This is a genomic window from Erwinia amylovora, assembly GCF_017161565.1.
GTDB lineage: Bacteria > Pseudomonadota > Gammaproteobacteria > Enterobacterales > Enterobacteriaceae > Erwinia > Erwinia amylovora.
Genome location: NZ_CP066796.1, coordinates 3635058 through 3651662, shown reverse-complemented (window position 1 = coordinate 3651662; position 16605 = coordinate 3635058). Strand labels below are relative to the sequence as shown.

Annotated in this window: 18 protein-coding genes; 10 read left to right on the top strand and 8 right to left on the bottom strand. The window is 53.8% G+C overall.

What is annotated here, in order from left to right; genetic code table 11:
* The first annotated feature begins 76 nt into the window (after positions 1-76).
* The 3 genes from secB (at position 77) to cysE (ending at position 2438) form a co-directional block, all read left to right on the top strand.
* Positions 77-538 carry a protein-export chaperone SecB gene (gene secB / locus JGC47_RS16640; protein WP_004154822.1) on the top strand — a complete coding sequence of 154 codons (462 nt, stop codon included), beginning with the start codon at positions 77-79 and terminating at the stop codon, positions 536-538.
* Positions 538-1557 carry an NAD(P)H-dependent glycerol-3-phosphate dehydrogenase gene (gene gpsA, locus JGC47_RS16635; RefSeq protein ID WP_004154825.1) on the top strand — a complete coding sequence of 340 codons (1020 nt, stop codon included), beginning with the start codon at positions 538-540 and terminating at the stop codon, positions 1555-1557. The genes secB and gpsA overlap by 1 nt, the downstream gene beginning before the upstream one ends.
* A gap of 62 nt (positions 1558-1619) precedes the next feature.
* Positions 1620-2438, top strand: coding sequence for a serine O-acetyltransferase (gene cysE / locus JGC47_RS16630; protein ID WP_004154826.1), 819 nt, complete (start codon positions 1620-1622; stop codon positions 2436-2438).
* A 98-nt stretch (positions 2439-2536) separates the two neighbouring features.
* On the opposite strand, the gene trmL is transcribed toward cysE, so the two are convergent.
* Genes trmL through cpxR form a run of 3 tightly spaced genes read right to left on the bottom strand, consistent with a single transcriptional unit; the run spans position 2537 to position 5123 of the window.
* Positions 2537-3007, bottom strand: a complete 471-nt coding sequence (gene trmL, locus JGC47_RS16625; protein WP_004154828.1) for a tRNA (uridine(34)/cytosine(34)/5-carboxymethylaminomethyluridine(34)-2'-O)-methyltransferase TrmL — start codon at positions 3005-3007, stop codon at positions 2537-2539.
* A 38-nt stretch (positions 3008-3045) separates the two neighbouring features.
* Positions 3046-4425 (bottom strand): envelope stress sensor histidine kinase CpxA, encoded by a 1380-nt coding sequence (gene cpxA / locus JGC47_RS16620; protein WP_004154829.1) that lies wholly within the window; start codon positions 4423-4425, stop codon positions 3046-3048.
* Positions 4422-5123, bottom strand: coding sequence for an envelope stress response regulator transcription factor CpxR (gene cpxR / locus JGC47_RS16615; RefSeq protein WP_004154830.1), 702 nt, complete (start codon positions 5121-5123; stop codon positions 4422-4424). Before cpxR ends, cpxA begins: the two co-directional genes overlap by 4 nt.
* Before the next feature lie 152 nt (positions 5124-5275).
* On the opposite strand from cpxR, the gene cpxP reads away from it, so the two are divergent.
* The 5 genes from cpxP (at position 5276) to JGC47_RS16590 (ending at position 10073) form a co-directional block, all read left to right on the top strand.
* Positions 5276-5785, top strand: a complete 510-nt coding sequence (gene cpxP / locus JGC47_RS16610; RefSeq protein ID WP_004154831.1) for a cell-envelope stress modulator CpxP — start codon at positions 5276-5278, stop codon at positions 5783-5785.
* A 143-nt stretch (positions 5786-5928) separates the two neighbouring features.
* Positions 5929-6831 (top strand): CDF family cation-efflux transporter FieF, encoded by a 903-nt coding sequence (gene fieF / locus JGC47_RS16605; RefSeq protein WP_004154833.1) that lies wholly within the window; start codon positions 5929-5931, stop codon positions 6829-6831.
* A gap of 205 nt (positions 6832-7036) precedes the next feature.
* Positions 7037-7999 carry a 6-phosphofructokinase gene (pfkA, locus tag JGC47_RS16600; RefSeq protein ID WP_004154834.1) on the top strand — a complete coding sequence of 321 codons (963 nt, stop codon included), beginning with the start codon at positions 7037-7039 and terminating at the stop codon, positions 7997-7999.
* A 143-nt stretch (positions 8000-8142) separates the two neighbouring features.
* Positions 8143-9132: a sulfate ABC transporter substrate-binding protein gene (locus JGC47_RS16595; protein ID WP_004154835.1), complete on the top strand. Its 990-nt coding sequence runs from the start codon at positions 8143-8145 to the stop codon at positions 9130-9132.
* A 185-nt stretch (positions 9133-9317) separates the two neighbouring features.
* Positions 9318-10073 (top strand): CDP-diacylglycerol diphosphatase, encoded by a 756-nt coding sequence (locus JGC47_RS16590; protein WP_004154836.1) that lies wholly within the window; start codon positions 9318-9320, stop codon positions 10071-10073.
* Positions 10074-10157: 84 nt separating this feature from the next.
* Here the strand turns inward: JGC47_RS16590 and yhjD are convergent, their stop codons facing one another.
* Both yhjD and JGC47_RS16580 read right to left on the bottom strand, forming a co-directional pair.
* A complete protein-coding gene (yhjD, locus tag JGC47_RS16585) occupies positions 10158-11180 on the bottom strand; it encodes an inner membrane protein YhjD (protein ID WP_004154837.1) in 1023 nt (340 codons plus the stop codon).
* A gap of 460 nt (positions 11181-11640) precedes the next feature.
* Positions 11641-12492, bottom strand: coding sequence for a PhzF family phenazine biosynthesis protein (locus JGC47_RS16580; protein WP_004154839.1), 852 nt, complete (start codon positions 12490-12492; stop codon positions 11641-11643).
* Positions 12493-12833: 341 nt separating this feature from the next.
* Between JGC47_RS16580 and JGC47_RS16575 the strand changes: the two genes are divergently transcribed.
* Complete coding sequence (locus tag JGC47_RS16575; RefSeq protein ID WP_004154840.1) at positions 12834-13010, top strand: hypothetical protein; 177 nt, start codon at positions 12834-12836, stop codon at positions 13008-13010.
* 91 nt (positions 13011-13101) lie between these two features.
* On the opposite strand, the gene mqo is transcribed toward JGC47_RS16575, so the two are convergent.
* Positions 13102-14664 (bottom strand): malate dehydrogenase (quinone), encoded by a 1563-nt coding sequence (gene mqo / locus JGC47_RS16570; protein ID WP_004154841.1) that lies wholly within the window; start codon positions 14662-14664, stop codon positions 13102-13104.
* A gap of 143 nt (positions 14665-14807) precedes the next feature.
* Between mqo and JGC47_RS16565 the strand changes: the two genes are divergently transcribed.
* Entirely contained in the window at positions 14808-15092 is a 285-nt protein-coding gene (locus tag JGC47_RS16565; RefSeq protein ID WP_004154842.1) for a hypothetical protein, read from the top strand.
* Here the strand turns inward: JGC47_RS16565 and tpiA are convergent.
* Positions 15061-15828, bottom strand: coding sequence for a triose-phosphate isomerase (tpiA, locus tag JGC47_RS16560; protein ID WP_004154843.1), 768 nt, complete (start codon positions 15826-15828; stop codon positions 15061-15063). The genes JGC47_RS16565 and tpiA overlap by 32 nt on opposite strands.
* 117 nt (positions 15829-15945) lie before the next feature.
* Positions 15946-16539 (bottom strand): DUF1454 family protein, encoded by a 594-nt coding sequence (locus JGC47_RS16555; protein ID WP_004154844.1) that lies wholly within the window; start codon positions 16537-16539, stop codon positions 15946-15948.
* Between the last annotated feature and the right edge of the window lie 66 nt (positions 16540-16605).

Genomic DNA, 16605 nt, shown 5'->3' with positions numbered 1-16605 from the left:
CTGCGCATCCGGCGCACTGTTGCCTGTCTATCGCTGCCGCACAATAACGGATTATTCACTAATAGGGTTAAGTACCATGTCAGAACAAAACAATTCCGAGACGTCTTTCCAGATCCAGCGTATTTATACCAAAGACATCTCTTTCGAAGCACCAAACGCGCCACAGGTTTTCCAGAAAGAGTGGGAGCCTGAAGTTAAGCTTGATCTCGATACCGCGTCGAGCCAGCTGGCTGACGATGTGTATGAGGTGGTGCTGCGAGTAACGGTGACCGCTACCGTGGGTGAAGACTCTGCGTTCCTGTGCGAAGTTCAGCAGGCGGGCATCTTCTCAGTCGGTGGCATTGAAGGCACCCAGATGGCGCATTGCCTGGGTGCTTACTGCCCGAACATCCTGTTCCCGTATGCCCGCGAATGCATTACCAGCCTGGTATCGCGTGGTACTTTCCCGCAGCTGAACCTTGCACCGGTTAACTTTGACGCGCTGTTTATGAACTATCTCCAGCAGTCAGAAGGTGCAGTGCAGCAGCAGGACGCGTAATGCGTAGCGCTTATGCTGCGATGAGCGTCATCGGTGCCGGTTCTTACGGCACCGCTTTGGCGATAACGCTGGCCCGTAATGGCCATAAGGTGGTGCTGTGGGGCCATAATCCCCGGCACCAGGCTCAGTTACAGGCCGACCGTTGCCACCGCGCTTTCCTTCCCGATGTGCCTTTTCCTGATACGTTGCTGGTTGAAACCGACCTTGCGGCGGCGATAGCGGCCAGTCGCGATCTGCTGGTGGTGGTGCCGAGTCACGTATTTGGCGATGTATTGCAGCAAATCAAGCCCCACTTGCGTGCCGATTCGCGTTTGGTTTGGGCTACTAAAGGCCTGGAAAAAGAGACCGGGCGATTACTCCAGGATGTGGCGCGTGAGATCCTCGGGGAGCGCATTCCGCTGGCGGTGATATCGGGGCCAACCTTCGCCAAAGAGCTGGCGGCTGGCATGCCAACCGCGATTGCACTGGCGGCGACGGATAGCATTTTTGCTGAAGAACTACAGCAGCTATTGCACTGTGGCAAAAGTTTTCGCGTGTACAACAATCCCGATTTTATCGGCGTACAGCTGGGCGGAGCGGTGAAAAACGTTATCGCTATCGGCGCAGGCATGTCGGATGGCATTGGTTTTGGAGCCAATGCCCGCACCGCATTAATCACCCGTGGCCTGGCGGAAATGAGCCGTCTTGGCGCTGCGCTGGGTGCCGATCCTGCCACTTTTATGGGGATGGCCGGGTTGGGCGATTTAGTGCTGACATGCACGGATAACCAGTCACGTAATCGACGCTTTGGCATGATGTTGGGGCAGGGCTCTGATGTTGAGGGCGCTCAGCTGACCATCGGCCAGGTTGTTGAAGGATTCCGCAATACGAAAGAAGTAAAAGTGCTGGCGGAGCGCTACGGTGTTGAGATGCCGATCACTGAGCAAATTTATCAGGTGCTCTATTGCGGCAAAAATGCGCATGACGCAGCATTAAGTTTGCTCGGGCGCACAAGGAAGGACGAGAACAACGGCAGTTAAGCCGAATGCAGTGCGCAGTCTGTGGCGTCTGACCGGGCGCCCTTTTTTATGGGGAGAAAGTCATGTGTGTGGAACCTGAACAGATCTGGGATGAAATCAAAACGGAAGCGCGCGAGCTGGCCGAATGTGAACCGATGCTGGCCAGTTTCTACCACGCCACGTTGTTAAAACATGACGATCTGGGCAGCGCGTTGAGCTACATGCTGGCTAATAAGTTGGCAAATCCGATTATGCCAGCTATTGCCGTGCGCGAAGTGATTCAGGACGCCTATCGGCAAGACCTGTCGATGATTATCTCCGCCGCCTGCGATATCCAGGCAGTACGTCTGCGCGACCCGGCGGTGGACAAGTACTCCACCCCGCTTCTCTATCTGAAGGGCTTCCATGCGTTGCAGGCTTACCGTATTGGCCACTGGTTGTGGAACGAAGGTCGCCGGGCGCTCGCCGTCTATCTGCAGAACGAAATTTCCGTCTCATTCGCTGTCGATATCCACCCTGCGGCGAAAATTGGTCGTGGCATTATGCTTGACCACGCAACCGGCATCGTTGTCGGCGAAACGGCAATTATCGAAGACGATGTCTCGATTCTGCAATCGGTAACGCTTGGCGGTACCGGTAAAACCAGTGGCGATCGTCACCCTAAGATCCGCGAAGGGGTAATGATCGGTGCCGGAGCCAAGATCCTCGGTAACATCGAAGTCGGGCGCGGTGCGAAGATCGGCGCTGGTTCGGTGGTGCTACAACCTGTGCCTCCGCACACCACCGCCGCTGGTGTTCCGGCTCGTATCGTCGGTAAGCCGAACAGCGACAAGCCATCGATGGAAATGGACCAGCACTTCAACGGGATGGTGCCTGGTTTCGAATTTGGTGACGGGATCTGACAACAGGCTGTAGGTTTGCCATTCTGGTCGTGGCGGTGCCCGTCGTTCCCGGGTATGGCCCGTTCATTCCGGCATCCCGGCCCCGCCTGCAACGTGATTCAGGTTCTCAGTATTGCGCCAGCGTAATCCAGCTGTCTCCACGCCTCGTAGACCACCACCGAAACCGCGTTAGATAAGTTCATGCTGCGGCTGTCCGGCATCATCGGGATGCGAATTTTCTGCTGTGCCGGCAGGGCGTTAAGCACCCTGGCCGGCAGACCCCGCGTCTCCGGTCCAAATAACAGGTAATCTCCCGCCTGGTAGCTTACCGCGCTGTGTGCAGGCGTTCCCTTCGTGGTTAAGGCAAACAGACGCTGTGGCGCTTCCGAGGCGGTAAACGCCTCGTAGCTGGCATGATGCCTGATTGCCGCGAATTCGTGATAGTCCAGCCCGGCCCGGCGCAGCCGTTTATCATCCCAGGCGAAACCGAGAGGCTCTATCAAATGCAGCTGAAAGCCGGTATTGGCACAAAGGCGGATGATGTTCCCGGTATTGGGCGGGATTTCGGGTTCAAATAAAACGATATGCATGTTATGGCCCTCAGGAACGAGGGCCGAAGGATAGCAAATTATTCGCTGTGAGTGGTATACAGCGGCAGCCATATTGTCAGGCGCAAACCACCCAGCGGGCTGTCATCGGCTCTGACCCAGCCGCGATGCTGTTGAATGGCGTTGTCAACAATTGCCAGCCCCAACCCGGTGCCGCCAGATTCACGGTCGCGCGCCTCATCGGTGCGGTAGAATGGTCGGAAAATCTGTTCGCGGTCTTCCTCGCTGACTCCCGGGCCATCGTCATCGACATGCACGGTAATGCCCTTTTTGTCTACTGCGAAGCTAACTGAGATTTTGCTGTGCGAATAACGTAAGGCGTTGCGCACGATGTTCTCAAGCGCGCTTTCCAGCGAGCTGGGGTTACCGTACAGCGGCCACGGGCCGGGAGGATAAAGGATTTCGAGCAATTTCCCCATCTGCTCTGCTTCAAAGCGCGCATCTTCCAGAACGTTCGACCACAGATGGTTAGCCTTGATTGCTTCGCTAATCAGCGCATTTTTGTGCTGGGTACGCGACAGCACCAGCAGGTCGTTGATCATCCCGTCAAGTCGCTGCGCCTCTGTTTCAATACGCTCCAGTTCTTTTCCTTCACCATGACGACGGCGCATCAGCGCGGTCGCCAGCTGCAGGCGCGTTAGCGGGGTACGTAGCTCATGGGAAATGTCGGATAATAAACGCTGCTGTGCGTTCATCATGCGTTCCAGCGCGCTGACCATCTGATTAAAACTGGCCCCGGCCGCGAGGAATTCCTGGGGGCCTGACTCCAGTTCGGGCCGCTGTCGCAAGTTTCCTGCTGCGACATCATCGGCGGCATGTTTTAGCTTTCGCGCGGGTTTTGCCAGGCTCCAGGCCAGCCACAGTAACAGCGGGGAGCTAATCAGCATGGTGACAATCAGCAGCAATAGCGGTCGGTCAAACAGCAGATTGATGAAGTCCAGCTGTGAGCTGCCTGCCGGGCGGATCAGATACAGCTGATAATTATCCTCGGCATCACGGATGGAGAACGGACCGACCATCTCCAGCCGGCCATACTTTTTCTTCTGCGGACGATCGGCATTATCAGATTGCCCGATAAAATTACGGATCACCTGCATTTCACTATGCTGCGCGCCAATCACTCGTCCTTCACTGGTGACCAGCAGCAGGCGTTGTCCGGGGGGGGCCCATTTGTCTATGGCGCGAAACAGCCTGCGCCACCACATTAAATCATTGGGCGGATCCTGCCTGAGTTCCGCTTCAACGTGCTGTTCAATCATCGTGCCCTGCCGCTGCTCGTTGTCCAGCAGCGGCGTCATCTGGCGCGAATCAAGTTTGGGCAGCATTAACACCAGCATCAGTACCAGCGCCAAAGTAAGCCAGAAGATGGCAAAGATACGGGTGGTCAGGCTGGATATCATGTTGCCGATACCATCAGGTATCCCCGGCCTCGCAAGGTTTTAAACCACGGATGGCCATCCTGGCGTTCCGGTAATTTGCGCCGCAGATTGGAGATATGCATGTCAATTGCCCGGTCAAATGGCGTCAGACGCTTGCCCAACACTTCCTGACTGAGATGTTCACGCGACACCACCTGGCCCAGATGCTGTGCCAGCAGGTACAGCAGCGTAAATTCAGTGCCGGTTAAATCCAGGGTTTGCCCATCAAAGCTGGCTTCCTGACGGCCCGGATTCAGGCGTAACAGATCAATGTCCAACGTCGGTGAGCTGTTATCGTGCTGCAGATGCTGCTGTTCGCTCCAGTTTGAACGGCGCAAAATAGCGCGAATACGCGCAACCAGCTCACGATCGTTAAAGGGTTTTGGCAGGTAGTCATCGGCCCCCAGTTCAAGCCCAAGTACGCGGTCCAGTTCGCTTCCGCGCGCTGTTAACATAATTACCGGCGTCTGATGTTGTTGACGCAGTTCCTTAAGAGTATCGAGACCGTTTTTCTTGGGCATCATCACATCAAGTAATAACAGGTCGACGGTGCTATCCAGTAGCGTCAGAGCTTGCTCGCCATCACCAGCAACCAGAACGTTAAACCCTTCCATTTCAAGCAATTCTTTCAGTAGCGAAGTCAATTCGCGGTCGTCGTCAACCAATAAGATCTTATTCATTTTTTGTTGCCCTCCGCAGGCAAAATACCGTGAACGAATGCGCTCAATCTATGACTTTACGTAGTTTTACACCCCCTTACGCATGTTTGCAGCATGCTCCGTAGACTCGATTTGGTTGAATCAAAATACGGAAACGTATCTGGGAGTGAACGATGCGCAAAGTAACTGCCGTCGTTGTGGTTCCGGCGCTGATAATGACTCTCTTCGCCGCCTGGGCTGCAATTGCCGCGACGACTGGAGAGATGCATCAGGATGACGCAACGAACCGTATACTGAGGCAAGTTCCACAAAGCAACATGTTTGATGGCATCAGCCTGACAGAGCAGCAACGTCAGCAGATGCGTGACCTGATGCAGCAGGCCAGGTACGATCGATCTCCTATAAGTATTAGCGATTTAGACCGTCTGCACGAGCTGATTATTGCAGATAAATTTGATGAAGCGGCCTACGAGGCTCAGGCGAAGAAAATTGCCCATGCTGAAGCTATCCGTCAGGTCGAAATGGGCAGGGTTCGCAACCAGATGTTCCATTTGTTAACGCCCCAGCAACAAAGTATTTTGCAACAGAAACACCAGCAGCGCCTTGATGAACTGCGCAGGCTGACGAATATGCAGCTATCTTCACCGCTGCAGGCAGCAAGCAGCACCGATAGCACCCCTTAGTCACCAGTAACACGGTCAGCAGAAACACATTATCCCTGTTTACCTTGCCACCGGCACATCCCTGTCTACCCCTGCCCTTATGGCGGGGTTTTTTTTGCCGGAGATCCAGTATACTTGATCAACTAAATCAGGTGAGCAGCGCTATGATGGCAAACTATGCGCGGCGGGTCTTTGCAGCGGCAATTGCCGCCACGGTACTGGCTTCGCTGCTGTTGATTATTAAAATCTTCGCCTGTTGGTATACCGGGTCGGTCAGCGTGCTGGCGGCGCTGGTGGATTCGCTGGTTGATATTGCCGCTTCATTAACTAACCTGCTGGTTGTGCGTTATTCGTTGCAGCCCGCCGATGCCGAACACACTTTTGGTCACGGTAAGGCCGAGTCTCTCGCCGCGCTGGCACAAAGTATGTTTATCTGCGGTTCCGCGCTTTTCCTGTTCCTTACCGGCTTACAACATCTTGCCTCCCCTGAACAGATGAAAGCCCCGTTGGTGGGGATTGTTGTTACGCTGACCGCACTGGTTTCTACATTGATTCTGGTCACTTTCCAGCGCTGGGTGGTTCGCCATACTCGCAGCCAGGCAATCCGCGCCGACATGCTGCACTATCAGTCTGACGTGGTGATGAATGGCGCTATTTTGCTGGCTTTGGCGCTGAGCTGGTATGGCTTTCACCGCGCCGATGCGTTGTTTGCTCTAGGCATTGGCTGCTGGATTTTATATAGCGCTTTACGTATGGGATATGATGCGGTGCAAGCACTGCTCGACCGTGCCCTGCCCGTTGCAGAACATCAGGCGATTGTTGATATTGTCGCAGCCTGGCCTGGCGTATGTGGCGCTCATGATATTCGTACCCGGCAGTCCGGCCCCACGCGTTTTATCCAGCTGCATCTGGAAATGGACGATCATCTGCCGCTATGTGAGGCGCATCAGCTGGCGGACCAGGTTGAACAGGCGCTGCTGCATAAGTTTCCTGGTTCTGATGTGATCATTCATCAGGATCCTCGCTCTGTGGTAGCGAAAGAACGCCGTGGCAAATTTGGCCAGTAATACGATCTCAGGAGAATGGCGTGCTCAAATTGTCTTAAAGATGCGACAGCGCAAAAAAATAGCCAAATACTGCCAGACCTCAACCAATTCAGCCTGCAGGGTTTGATATACTATTGCCATTAATTGAGTCGATTGTCTTTTTAGCACGTCGACCCGCTGCGGCGTCCAGAATTCATTATTTGCATCAACAAGTTCAGAGGTTGTCATGATCAAAAAAATCGGTGTACTGACCAGTGGTGGCGATGCCCCAGGCATGAATGCTGCGATCCGCGGTGTTGTGCGCGCCGCCCTTAGCGAAGGTCTTGAAGTTTGCGGCATTTATGACGGCTATCTGGGTTTGTATGAAGACCGCATGATCAATCTCGACCGCTACAGCGTGTCGGATATGATCAACCGCGGCGGTACTTTCCTGGGCTCCGCGCGCTTCCCGGAGTTTCGCCATGAGGACGTGCGCAGCGTCGCCATCGAAAACATGAAGAAACGTGGTATAGACGCACTGGTAGTGATCGGCGGTGACGGGTCTTATATGGGGGCCAAGCGCCTGACCGAAATGGGCTTCCCATGTATTGGACTGCCGGGCACTATTGATAACGACGTGGCCGGCACCGATTACACCATTGGCTATTTTACCGCGCTGGAAACCGTGGTGGAGGCTATCGACCGTCTGCGTGATACTTCGTCCTCGCACCAGCGTATTTCTATCGTCGAGGTTATGGGGCGTTACTGTGGCGATCTGACGCTGGCAGCGGCGATTGCCGGTGGCTGTGAGTTTATCGTGCTGCCGGAAATTCCTTATACCCGTGAAGAGCTGGTGGGTGAGATCAAAGCCGGGATTGCCAAAGGTAAAAAACATGCGATCGTGGCGATTACGGAACATATCTGCGATATCGACGATTTGGCGAAATATATCGAACAGGAAACCAAACGTGAAACGCGCGCGACGGTGCTGGGTCATATTCAGCGCGGCGGCGCTCCGGTTGCTTATGACCGTATTCTCGCGTCACGCATGGGTGCCTACTCGATAGAACTGCTGTTACAGGGCTACGGTGGCCGCTGTGTCGGCATTCAGAACGAGAAGATGGTGCATCACGATATTATCGACGCGATCGAAAACATGAAACGTCCGTTTAAAGGTGACTGGCTGGATACTGCCAAGAAACTATACTGAACAAAAACAAGGCGCTGGGAGACAGCGCCTTTATTATGCCAGTGTTTATTCCATATAGTTATTATAACTAATTTTTAATTCTTTAATACGTACAACACTCTGTGTCACGCTCCATAACAGATAAACCTTTGGGAGTGCGTGCAATGAATAAGTGGAGCGTGGGAGTTACCCTGGTACTGGCCTCAACCAGCGTACTGGCGAAGGACATCCAGTTATTAAACGTGTCATATGATCCGACCCGTGAGCTGTATGAACAGTACAACAGAGCCTTCAGCACGCACTATAAGCAGACTACCGGCGATAACGTCATCATTCGTCAGTCGCACGGAGGATCCGGCAAGCAGGCAACCTCGGTAATTAATGGTATCAAGGCCGATGTGGTAACGCTGGCGCTGGCGTCTGACGTGGACGCGATTGCCGAACGTGGCCGTATTGATAAAAACTGGATCAAACGCCTGCCGGATAACTCCGCACCTTACACTTCCACGATTGTGTTCCTGGTACGCAAAGGCAATCCGAAACAGATTCGAGACTGGCAGGATTTGATTAAGCCAGGCGTTTCGGTGATTACCCCAAATCCCAAAACGTCCGGCGGAGCGCGCTGGAACTATCTGGCTGCCTGGGGATGGGCGCTGGATCAGAATCACGGCAATCAGGCAAAAGCGCAGGAGTACGTTAAGGCGCTGTTTAAAAATGTTGAAGTACAGGACTCCGGCGCGCGCGGTGCAACCAACACCTTTGTTGAACGCGGCATTGGTGATGTGCTGATCGCATGGGAAAATGAGGCTTGTCTGGCGGTCAATAAGCTGGGTAAAGACCAGTTCGATATCGTTACCCCAAGCGAGTCGATCCTCGCTGAGCCGACCGTTTCCGTGGTCGATAAAGTGGTCGACGATCGCGGCACGCGTAAAGTGGCCGATGATTATCTGAAGTACCTCTATTCGACCGAAGGGCAGGACATTGCCGCACAAAATTTCTATCGCCCGCGTGATGCCGCCGTGGCTAAAAAGTATGCCGGCATCTTCCAGCCGGTAAAGCTGTTTACCATTGATGGCAAGTTCGGTGGCTGGACCCAGGCACAGAAAATTCACTTTGCAGAAGGCGGCACGTACGACCAGGTGATGAAGCGCTAATTCATTGCTTAATGCCGCCAAAGAGAGCTGACAACTGTTGGCTCTTTTTTTGGACCGTATTTGATTTAAGTGGATGTCGCGGTTAGTTTATTTCCAATAAATGCGCTAAAAATGAGTGATTCTCCATGATTTTCTGCCCTGCTTAGATTACATTGTGAGCAATTTTCGGGTAGAGGTTTGAAATAATGCAGGAGCGAAAACGGGTCATTACCGTTCTGATAGTTTTCTTGGGACTGATGACAGTATTTTGTGTCTATATCGCACTGAATCTTAGCAATAAATCAAATCATCTTTGGCAGGTAATCAGTCAGCAATGCATTCCAGGCCAGCTGCTGAAAAGCAACCCGGCCCCATGCCGTCAGGTCAATATTGCTGATGGATACGTGGTGATGAAAGATCGAAATGGCCAGCTACAATTTTTGCTGATCCCGGTTGCCAAAATTACCGGAATTGAGAGTCAAAAACTACTGAATCCTGCAACGCCTAATTTCCTCTCTGAAGCATGGCGGACACGCCACTTTATGGAGGAACGGCGCGGAGAGCGTATCGACGATCGCATCTATGCACTGGCCGTCAATTCACGCTGGGGGCGCACACAAAATCAGCTTCATGTCCATATCTCCTGTTTACGCCCGGATATTCGTCAGCGGCTGGATGAGCTGGGCCCGCAGCTGGATGCCACATGGCAAACCTATCAGCTCGGAGAACGTGAATATCTGCTGCGGGTAGTGACGCACGACGAATTTAAACGCACCAGCCCGTTTATCCGTCTGGCGAATGAACTGCCCGGCGCACGCGACGACATGGGCAGTTACAGCATCGCTGTCGCGGCATTAGGGGATGATAAACGGGTATTGATGGTCGTGAAACGTCATCTGCTGCTGTTAAACCGGGCTTCTGCCGAGGAGCTGCAGGATCACAGCTGTGCATTGTTGCAATAAAGCATTAACCAGTGGGATTCGGGAGCGTGGGCGACGAGAACCACTCCGGGGCCGACCTGTCAGGGGGATCGACCCGCAGGGAGTTCAGCCTTTCTCAGCGTTTTCAGCGTCTTCAGCGTCTTCCGGGTCGTTTGGGTATTGCGCCGTGGCGATCCAGGCGGCACAGAAAAGGATCAGCCGTGCAAAGAAGTAGAAAAATGCCATCAGTCCCAGCACTGAACCGAAAGCGGCCCCGGAAGGCGACGAAGCCAGTTCAGGCAGTGTCAGGGTCATGATGAATTTGATCGCTTCAAAACCTATTGCTGCCAGCAGGGTACCGCGAAACAGCGCCCGTTTGCGCGGTTTATGGCGCGGTAGTATCCAGAAAATCCACAAAAACAGTAAATAGTTAGCAAAAATCGAGATCGATAAAGCGATCAGCGTCATCACCGGGCGTAACCATTCAATATTTTCAAGCCCCAGTGCCCGCACGATACTTGCCTGTGCCGCCCCGGCGATTGAGGTAAGTGACAGGGTGATAATTAATGCCAGTACCAAACCGATTAGCGAAATAAAGTCGCGCGAATATTTAAACCAGATTTTTTCCTGGTCCTGCGGCGCCCGCTCCCAGACATCACGTGACTGGGCGCGGATGGCCTCGCGCAGGTTCCCCATCCAGCTAATTCCGGAATAAAGAGCGACCAGCAGTCCCGTCAGGCCGACGGTGGTGCGTTGCTGAATGGCGGTATTTACCGTATTTTTCAGCGTAGAGGCCAGCGACGGATCGCTAATGTTACTGACGATCTTGCCGATCAGCTCGGTCAGCAGATCCTGATTCGATGCGAGTACGAAACCGACGGCGGCAAACGAAACCATCAGGATGGGGATGAGTGACAAAAATGAAAAATAGGTGATGGCAGCGCCAAACTGGCTGCCGAGGCGGTCGTTAAATCGCTCTCCTGCCCGCAAAAAGTGCGCCACCGCCGGAATAGCCTGGAACCAGCTAACCAGCCGTGAGACGCGGGTGATGGATTTGTCGATAGTATGATTACCGGTTTTTATCGCAATCAGCGGGTGATCCGCAGACTGCGGTGAGTTTTCGATGTCGCATTGTTGATTATCCGTCATGAATCCTTCTTTTATCCTTTTGCTAAACTGTCTGCTGCCAATTATAGCCTGCTGGCCAGTCAACGTAAGGTTTCATAGCATGGCTAACCAGTTAATGAGCCTCGATAGTCTCTGTGGAGGATGAACAAAACCTGGCTTCATTAATGGTCATACTTGCAAAACGATAAATAACCAGGATATTTATGAGGGATTATCTTGATTTTCTCTTGCTACCTTACCCGCTTGTTGCCGTATCCGGAATGAGCAATCCACTACGCTTGCATCACCGCCAGTTGCCATGTTTCCAGGCATCACTGGCACGGCTGATGGAGGAGGTGTGGATCGCACATTTTCATCAGCCCGTGACATTGCTGCGAAGATCAGGCATTCAATCTGCCCGAACGTGCAATAAGCGGCGGACCAGACTGCCTGCCCGAACGTGCAATAAGCGGCGGACCAGACTGCACCCCGGCCCCGATATCTATACCTGAACGCTACCGTCAATCACCGTGACGGTTTGCCCGCCTATCCAGATACCGTCACAGGCATAATTAACGCTAAGCCGACCCGCGCGCTGTATCGCCGTTCCCTGGCGGACGTGATAATCCAGTTCCACCCCGCGCGCCTGGAAATAACGCGCCAGGCAGGCGTTGGCGCTGCCGGTCACCGGGTCTTCGGCCAGCGCGCCCTGTTCAGCCATCAGCGCCCGCACTTCGTACTGCTCATTTTCCCCTTGCAGCGGAGCAAATATCATTACCCCATTCACCCGTGCTTTTTGCACCAGGCGGGAAAACTCCACCGCATCTGGCTTCGTCGCTAAAACGGCCGCAGCAGAGGTCATCGGCACCAGCAGCCAGCGAATACCCATATCCGCAATCATCACCGGTAGCTGTTCCTCCAGCAGTTCGCTGTTCAGCGCGCTGGTGATGGGCGCATCGCTGAACGGGGTGAGAATGGCTTCAGGTGCGGCAAAAGCCAACGCACCGCCCGCGCTGATTTTGACTTTTACCAGGCCCAGCGGACATTCCTGCACCATCTGACCGGGCTGTTTGAGCGGATGACCGGCTTCCAGCAGCGCGTGGGCCGTGCCGAGCGTCGGATGACCGGCGAAGGGCAGCTCCATATCCTTAGTGAAAATACGCACCCGGTAGTCAGCAGCTTCATCGGTTGGCGGCAGCACGAAAGTGGTTTCCGAAAGATTGGTCCAGCGGGCGATCGATTGCATCTGCGCATCGCTCAGATTGCTGGCATCCATAATAACCGCCAGCGGGTTACCGCTGCAGGGGGTGGAGGTAAAAACATCGACCTGCTTAAAAGGGCGTAGTGGCGTCATAGCGGTACCTGTCAGGGTTAATGAGGGGGCGGTTGTCAGTATGCATCAGTATTAATAGAACATAATGGCTAAAAAAGGGATGGCATTATGCTTAAACATTAATTTTCGCCGGCGGCGATGCCGCTCATCTCTCAGGCCAGTGCGCCGGTGCCTGTCAGCGCTCAGATATAGCGTTGATCGAACGGATAGCAGCAGGAGAGCCGTAGCCTGGAGTTACAGCACACCCTCATGCTTGATCTCTCTTTTATCCGTTATATTACCGTGAGGTCGATGACCCGGGACCAATCAATCTGAAGCTGGCCACGTCCGGCGTTAACTCTGGACTGCGCCGGGCATGGCTGATGGCGGTTAACGTCGCGCTGATGCATGCGGTTAACAGCAAGATACTGACGGTGAGCTTTATGCTGCTGAACCTGCCGTACTTGTTGCTTTGGCCCTTGTTCGGCGATCGGCAGGGCAGACATTTACAGGAGGCAAGGAAGCTGCGGCTGTATCACTGCCTGATGGCGCTGTCATGACCGATGCCAACGCTGTCGTTGCTGAAAGCGGCAGTGGCTTAATGCGGGTGGAAGGTAAAGGCGATCCGCTGCGCGGTCGCCTTTGCCGCAGCTATTTTCCGATGACAGAACGGCTCGCGATGGTCGGCTCATCGTTGGCTGCCGGATCCATCGGCGTATAATCCAGCTGCAGAATGCGACTGGTTTCAGCCAGTTCTTTCTCGGTAGCTGCAACGTTACCGTTCAGCTTCTGTCCATAGAACGGAATAATCGCCTTCAGCTTGCTCTGCCATTGCGGCGTGGCCATCTGCTGTTTGAACACTTTGCTCATCAGTTCCAGCATGATGGGTGCTGCGGTAGAAGCGCCGGGAGATGCGCCGAGCAGCGCCGATATCGTGCCGTCCTGTGAAGTGACCACTTCGGTACCCAGCTTCAGCACGCCGCCCCTGTTAGCATCCTTCTGGATGATCTGCACGCGTTGACCGGCCTTCACCCTGCGCCAGTCGTGCTTCTGCGCCTGCGGGAAATACTCGCGTAATGCATTAATGCGGTCATCTTCACCCAGCATCACCTGGCCGACCAGATACTTCACCAGATTAAAATTATCAAGGCCGACACGCAGCATTGGTGCCAGGTTTGATGGGGTGATGGAGCTGAACATATCCCACAGGGAACCCTGTTTCAGGAACTTGGTGGAGAAGGTAGCAAAGGGCCCAAACAGCAGCACCTGCTTGCCGTCCAGCACTCTGGAATCCAGATGAGGGACCGACATGGGCGGCGCGCCAACGGAGGCTTTACCATACACCTTGGCTTGATGGCGCCTGACCAGCTCCGGGTTGTCGGTGACGAGGAACTCGCCGCCGACCGGGAATCCGGCGTAGTTTTTGGCTTCCGGAATACCGGATTCTTGCAGCAGCGTCAGGGCGGCCCCACCGGCCCCGATAAAGACGTATTTCGCCCTGATGACTGTTTTTTCATCGTTGTTTTTCAGGTCGGATACGGTAACGCACCAGCTGCCATCGGAATGACGTTTTATGGCACGTACTTCACGGTTGGTTTGACGCTCAAACTTTTCGCTCTTCTGTAGCGAAGCCACCAGCTGACGCGTGATTTCACCGAAGTTAACGTCAGTTCCGGTCGGAATTCGGGTTGCTGCCACTTTCTGCGTATGATCGCGGCCTTCCATCACCAGTGGTACCCACTCTCTGATCTGCTGCGGATCTTCTGAGAACTCCATACCACGGAACAGCGTGCTTTGCTGAAGGGTGGTGAAGCGTTTCTTGAGGAACTTGACGTTGGCGTCACCCCAGACAAAGCTCATATGCGACACGCTGGTGATAAAGCTTTGTGGATTGCTCATCACGTTACGTTGCACCTGGTGCGCCCAGAAACGACGGGAAATCTGGAATGCTTCGTTAATCTCTATCGCTTTTTTGATATTGACAGAGCCGTCGGCATTCTCCGGGGTATAGTTCAGCTCCATCAGGGCTGAATGGCCAGTTCCGGCATTATTCCAGCCGTTCGAGCTCTCTTCTGCCACGCCGTCCAGACGTTCTACCATGCTGATGCGCCATTCCGGCTCCAGCTCTTGCAGGTAAGTACCGAGTGTGGCGCTCATTACGCCACCCCCGATCAGTAATACATCGACGTGCTTGTCTACTGCCATTTTGCGCATGAGACGACATCTCCGTGTGTTGAATTAAATCAACCAGTTAGCCAGGGTAACAGCGCTGGGGTGTCAGCAACCAGTCTGACTGCCACGCTATTCCAGGGTTGCTGACAGTGAAAAACCACCTGGTTTAAAGGTGTTTAATCGCTGTGCAAACGCTTCAGAAATATACCATTGTTACGGGGAAATTAAAAAATTGTTTAAAGATTAAAAGTAAGAATGATAATGGTCATAGAATAAGTAACATTTATACTGATATTTGCACGATCGGCAGCGTTAGCGCTTGCCAGCATGATGAACAGCATGACCTGTTTGAACGGTTTGGTGTGAGCGTAGGGCAGATGAAAGAGGGGATAAAACGGTTTGGCAGGAACCTGCCCCGTATGGGGCAGGATAACCGCATCAGGCTTTTTTCGCTGCCGCTGCGGCTTTGACGATCGCTGCGAAAGCATCGGCCTTCAGGGATGCGCCGCCGACCAGGGCACCGTCGATATCCGGCTGAGCGAACAGCTCTGCCGCATTTTTATCGTTCACCGAACCCCCGTACTGAATGATGACCCGGGCGGCCACTGTCGCATCTTTCTTTGCAATATGGTCGCGGATAAATTTGTGTACCGCCTGAGCCTGAGCCGGGGTAGCTGATTTGCCGGTACCGATTGCCCATACGGGTTCGTAAGCAATAACCACGTTGTTAAAGGCATCAGCGCCCTGTGAATTCAGGACCGCATCGATCTGACGTGCGCATACTTCTTCGGTTTTACCCGCTTCGTTTTCCGCTTCGGTTTCACCAATGCACAGCACCGGGATCAGGCCCGCCGCTTTCAGCACGGCAAATTTCCTGGCGATCGCTTCATCGCTTTCTGCGTGCCAGGTACGGCGCTCGGAGTGGCCAATAATGATGTACCGTGCGCCGATGTCTTTCAGCATCTCGGCAGAAACTTCGCCGGTGAAAGCGCCAGACAGATTGACGTCCACGTTCTGCGCACCCAAGGCGACAGGGCTGCCGGAAATGGCCTGCTTCGCCTGATCCAGGTACATGACAGGTGGAGCAATCGCCACGCCACAACCATCAACGCCGTTCAGCTCGGTACGCAGACCGGCGATCAGTTCGTTGACCATGTGCTTGTTGCCGTTCAGTTTCCAGTTACCCATAACTAATGGATATCGCATTATATCCTCCACGCTTAGAGAGTGTTAAAGCTGCCACGGACAGCATTGTCTGCCGGACAGTATAAAGAGTAAATATCGGAAAGGCTTTGCTTTTCGTCATCCTTTGGGCCGGCCATCTTAAGGCGTTGCCAGCGCCAGCTTCACCGGCTCCACCGCGAAGGTCAGCCCTTTTTCGCCGTTATCCGCAACGATATAGCGCAGTGCGCCCTCGGTTTGCTGGTAAAAACGTAAACCCTTGCCCTTTGCCAACAGTGCGTTTACCCGCTGAACGCTCTTTTCAACACTGAGCATCGGTTCGAAGAAGCGTATCAAAGCAGCCATATAGGCCAGGGCTTTATCGCGTGAGCTTTTCTGCTCCGGGCCGGGTATCGGTAGCCAGGTAATCTGCAAGGTTTTGATTTTTCCCGTGCCGTGCTCCAGCGCGGTAGAGGAGTAAAGATTTTCATTGATCTTAGTGGCTGCACGCGTCAGATTGCTTTTATCATTCCGGCTGTCAATAGCGCGATATTCAGCTAAAGGCAGTGCGGCATTGGCCGCATTATACTTTTCGCGAAACTGAGCAATCGTGATATCGAAGACAGGCGCACCTGCTTGCAGGTACGGCGCGGACGAGATTGGATCCGTCTGGCCTGCTGGATCGACAGCGGCGCATGCGGCAGTTGTCGTTATGGAGGCAAGCAGTGCAATCCCTGCCCAAATCGCTTTCTTCATTTCGTCGGCCCTAATCCGTCATTTCAGCCCAAGATTAAAACGGACAATGGCTGTCCAAGTCAAAGG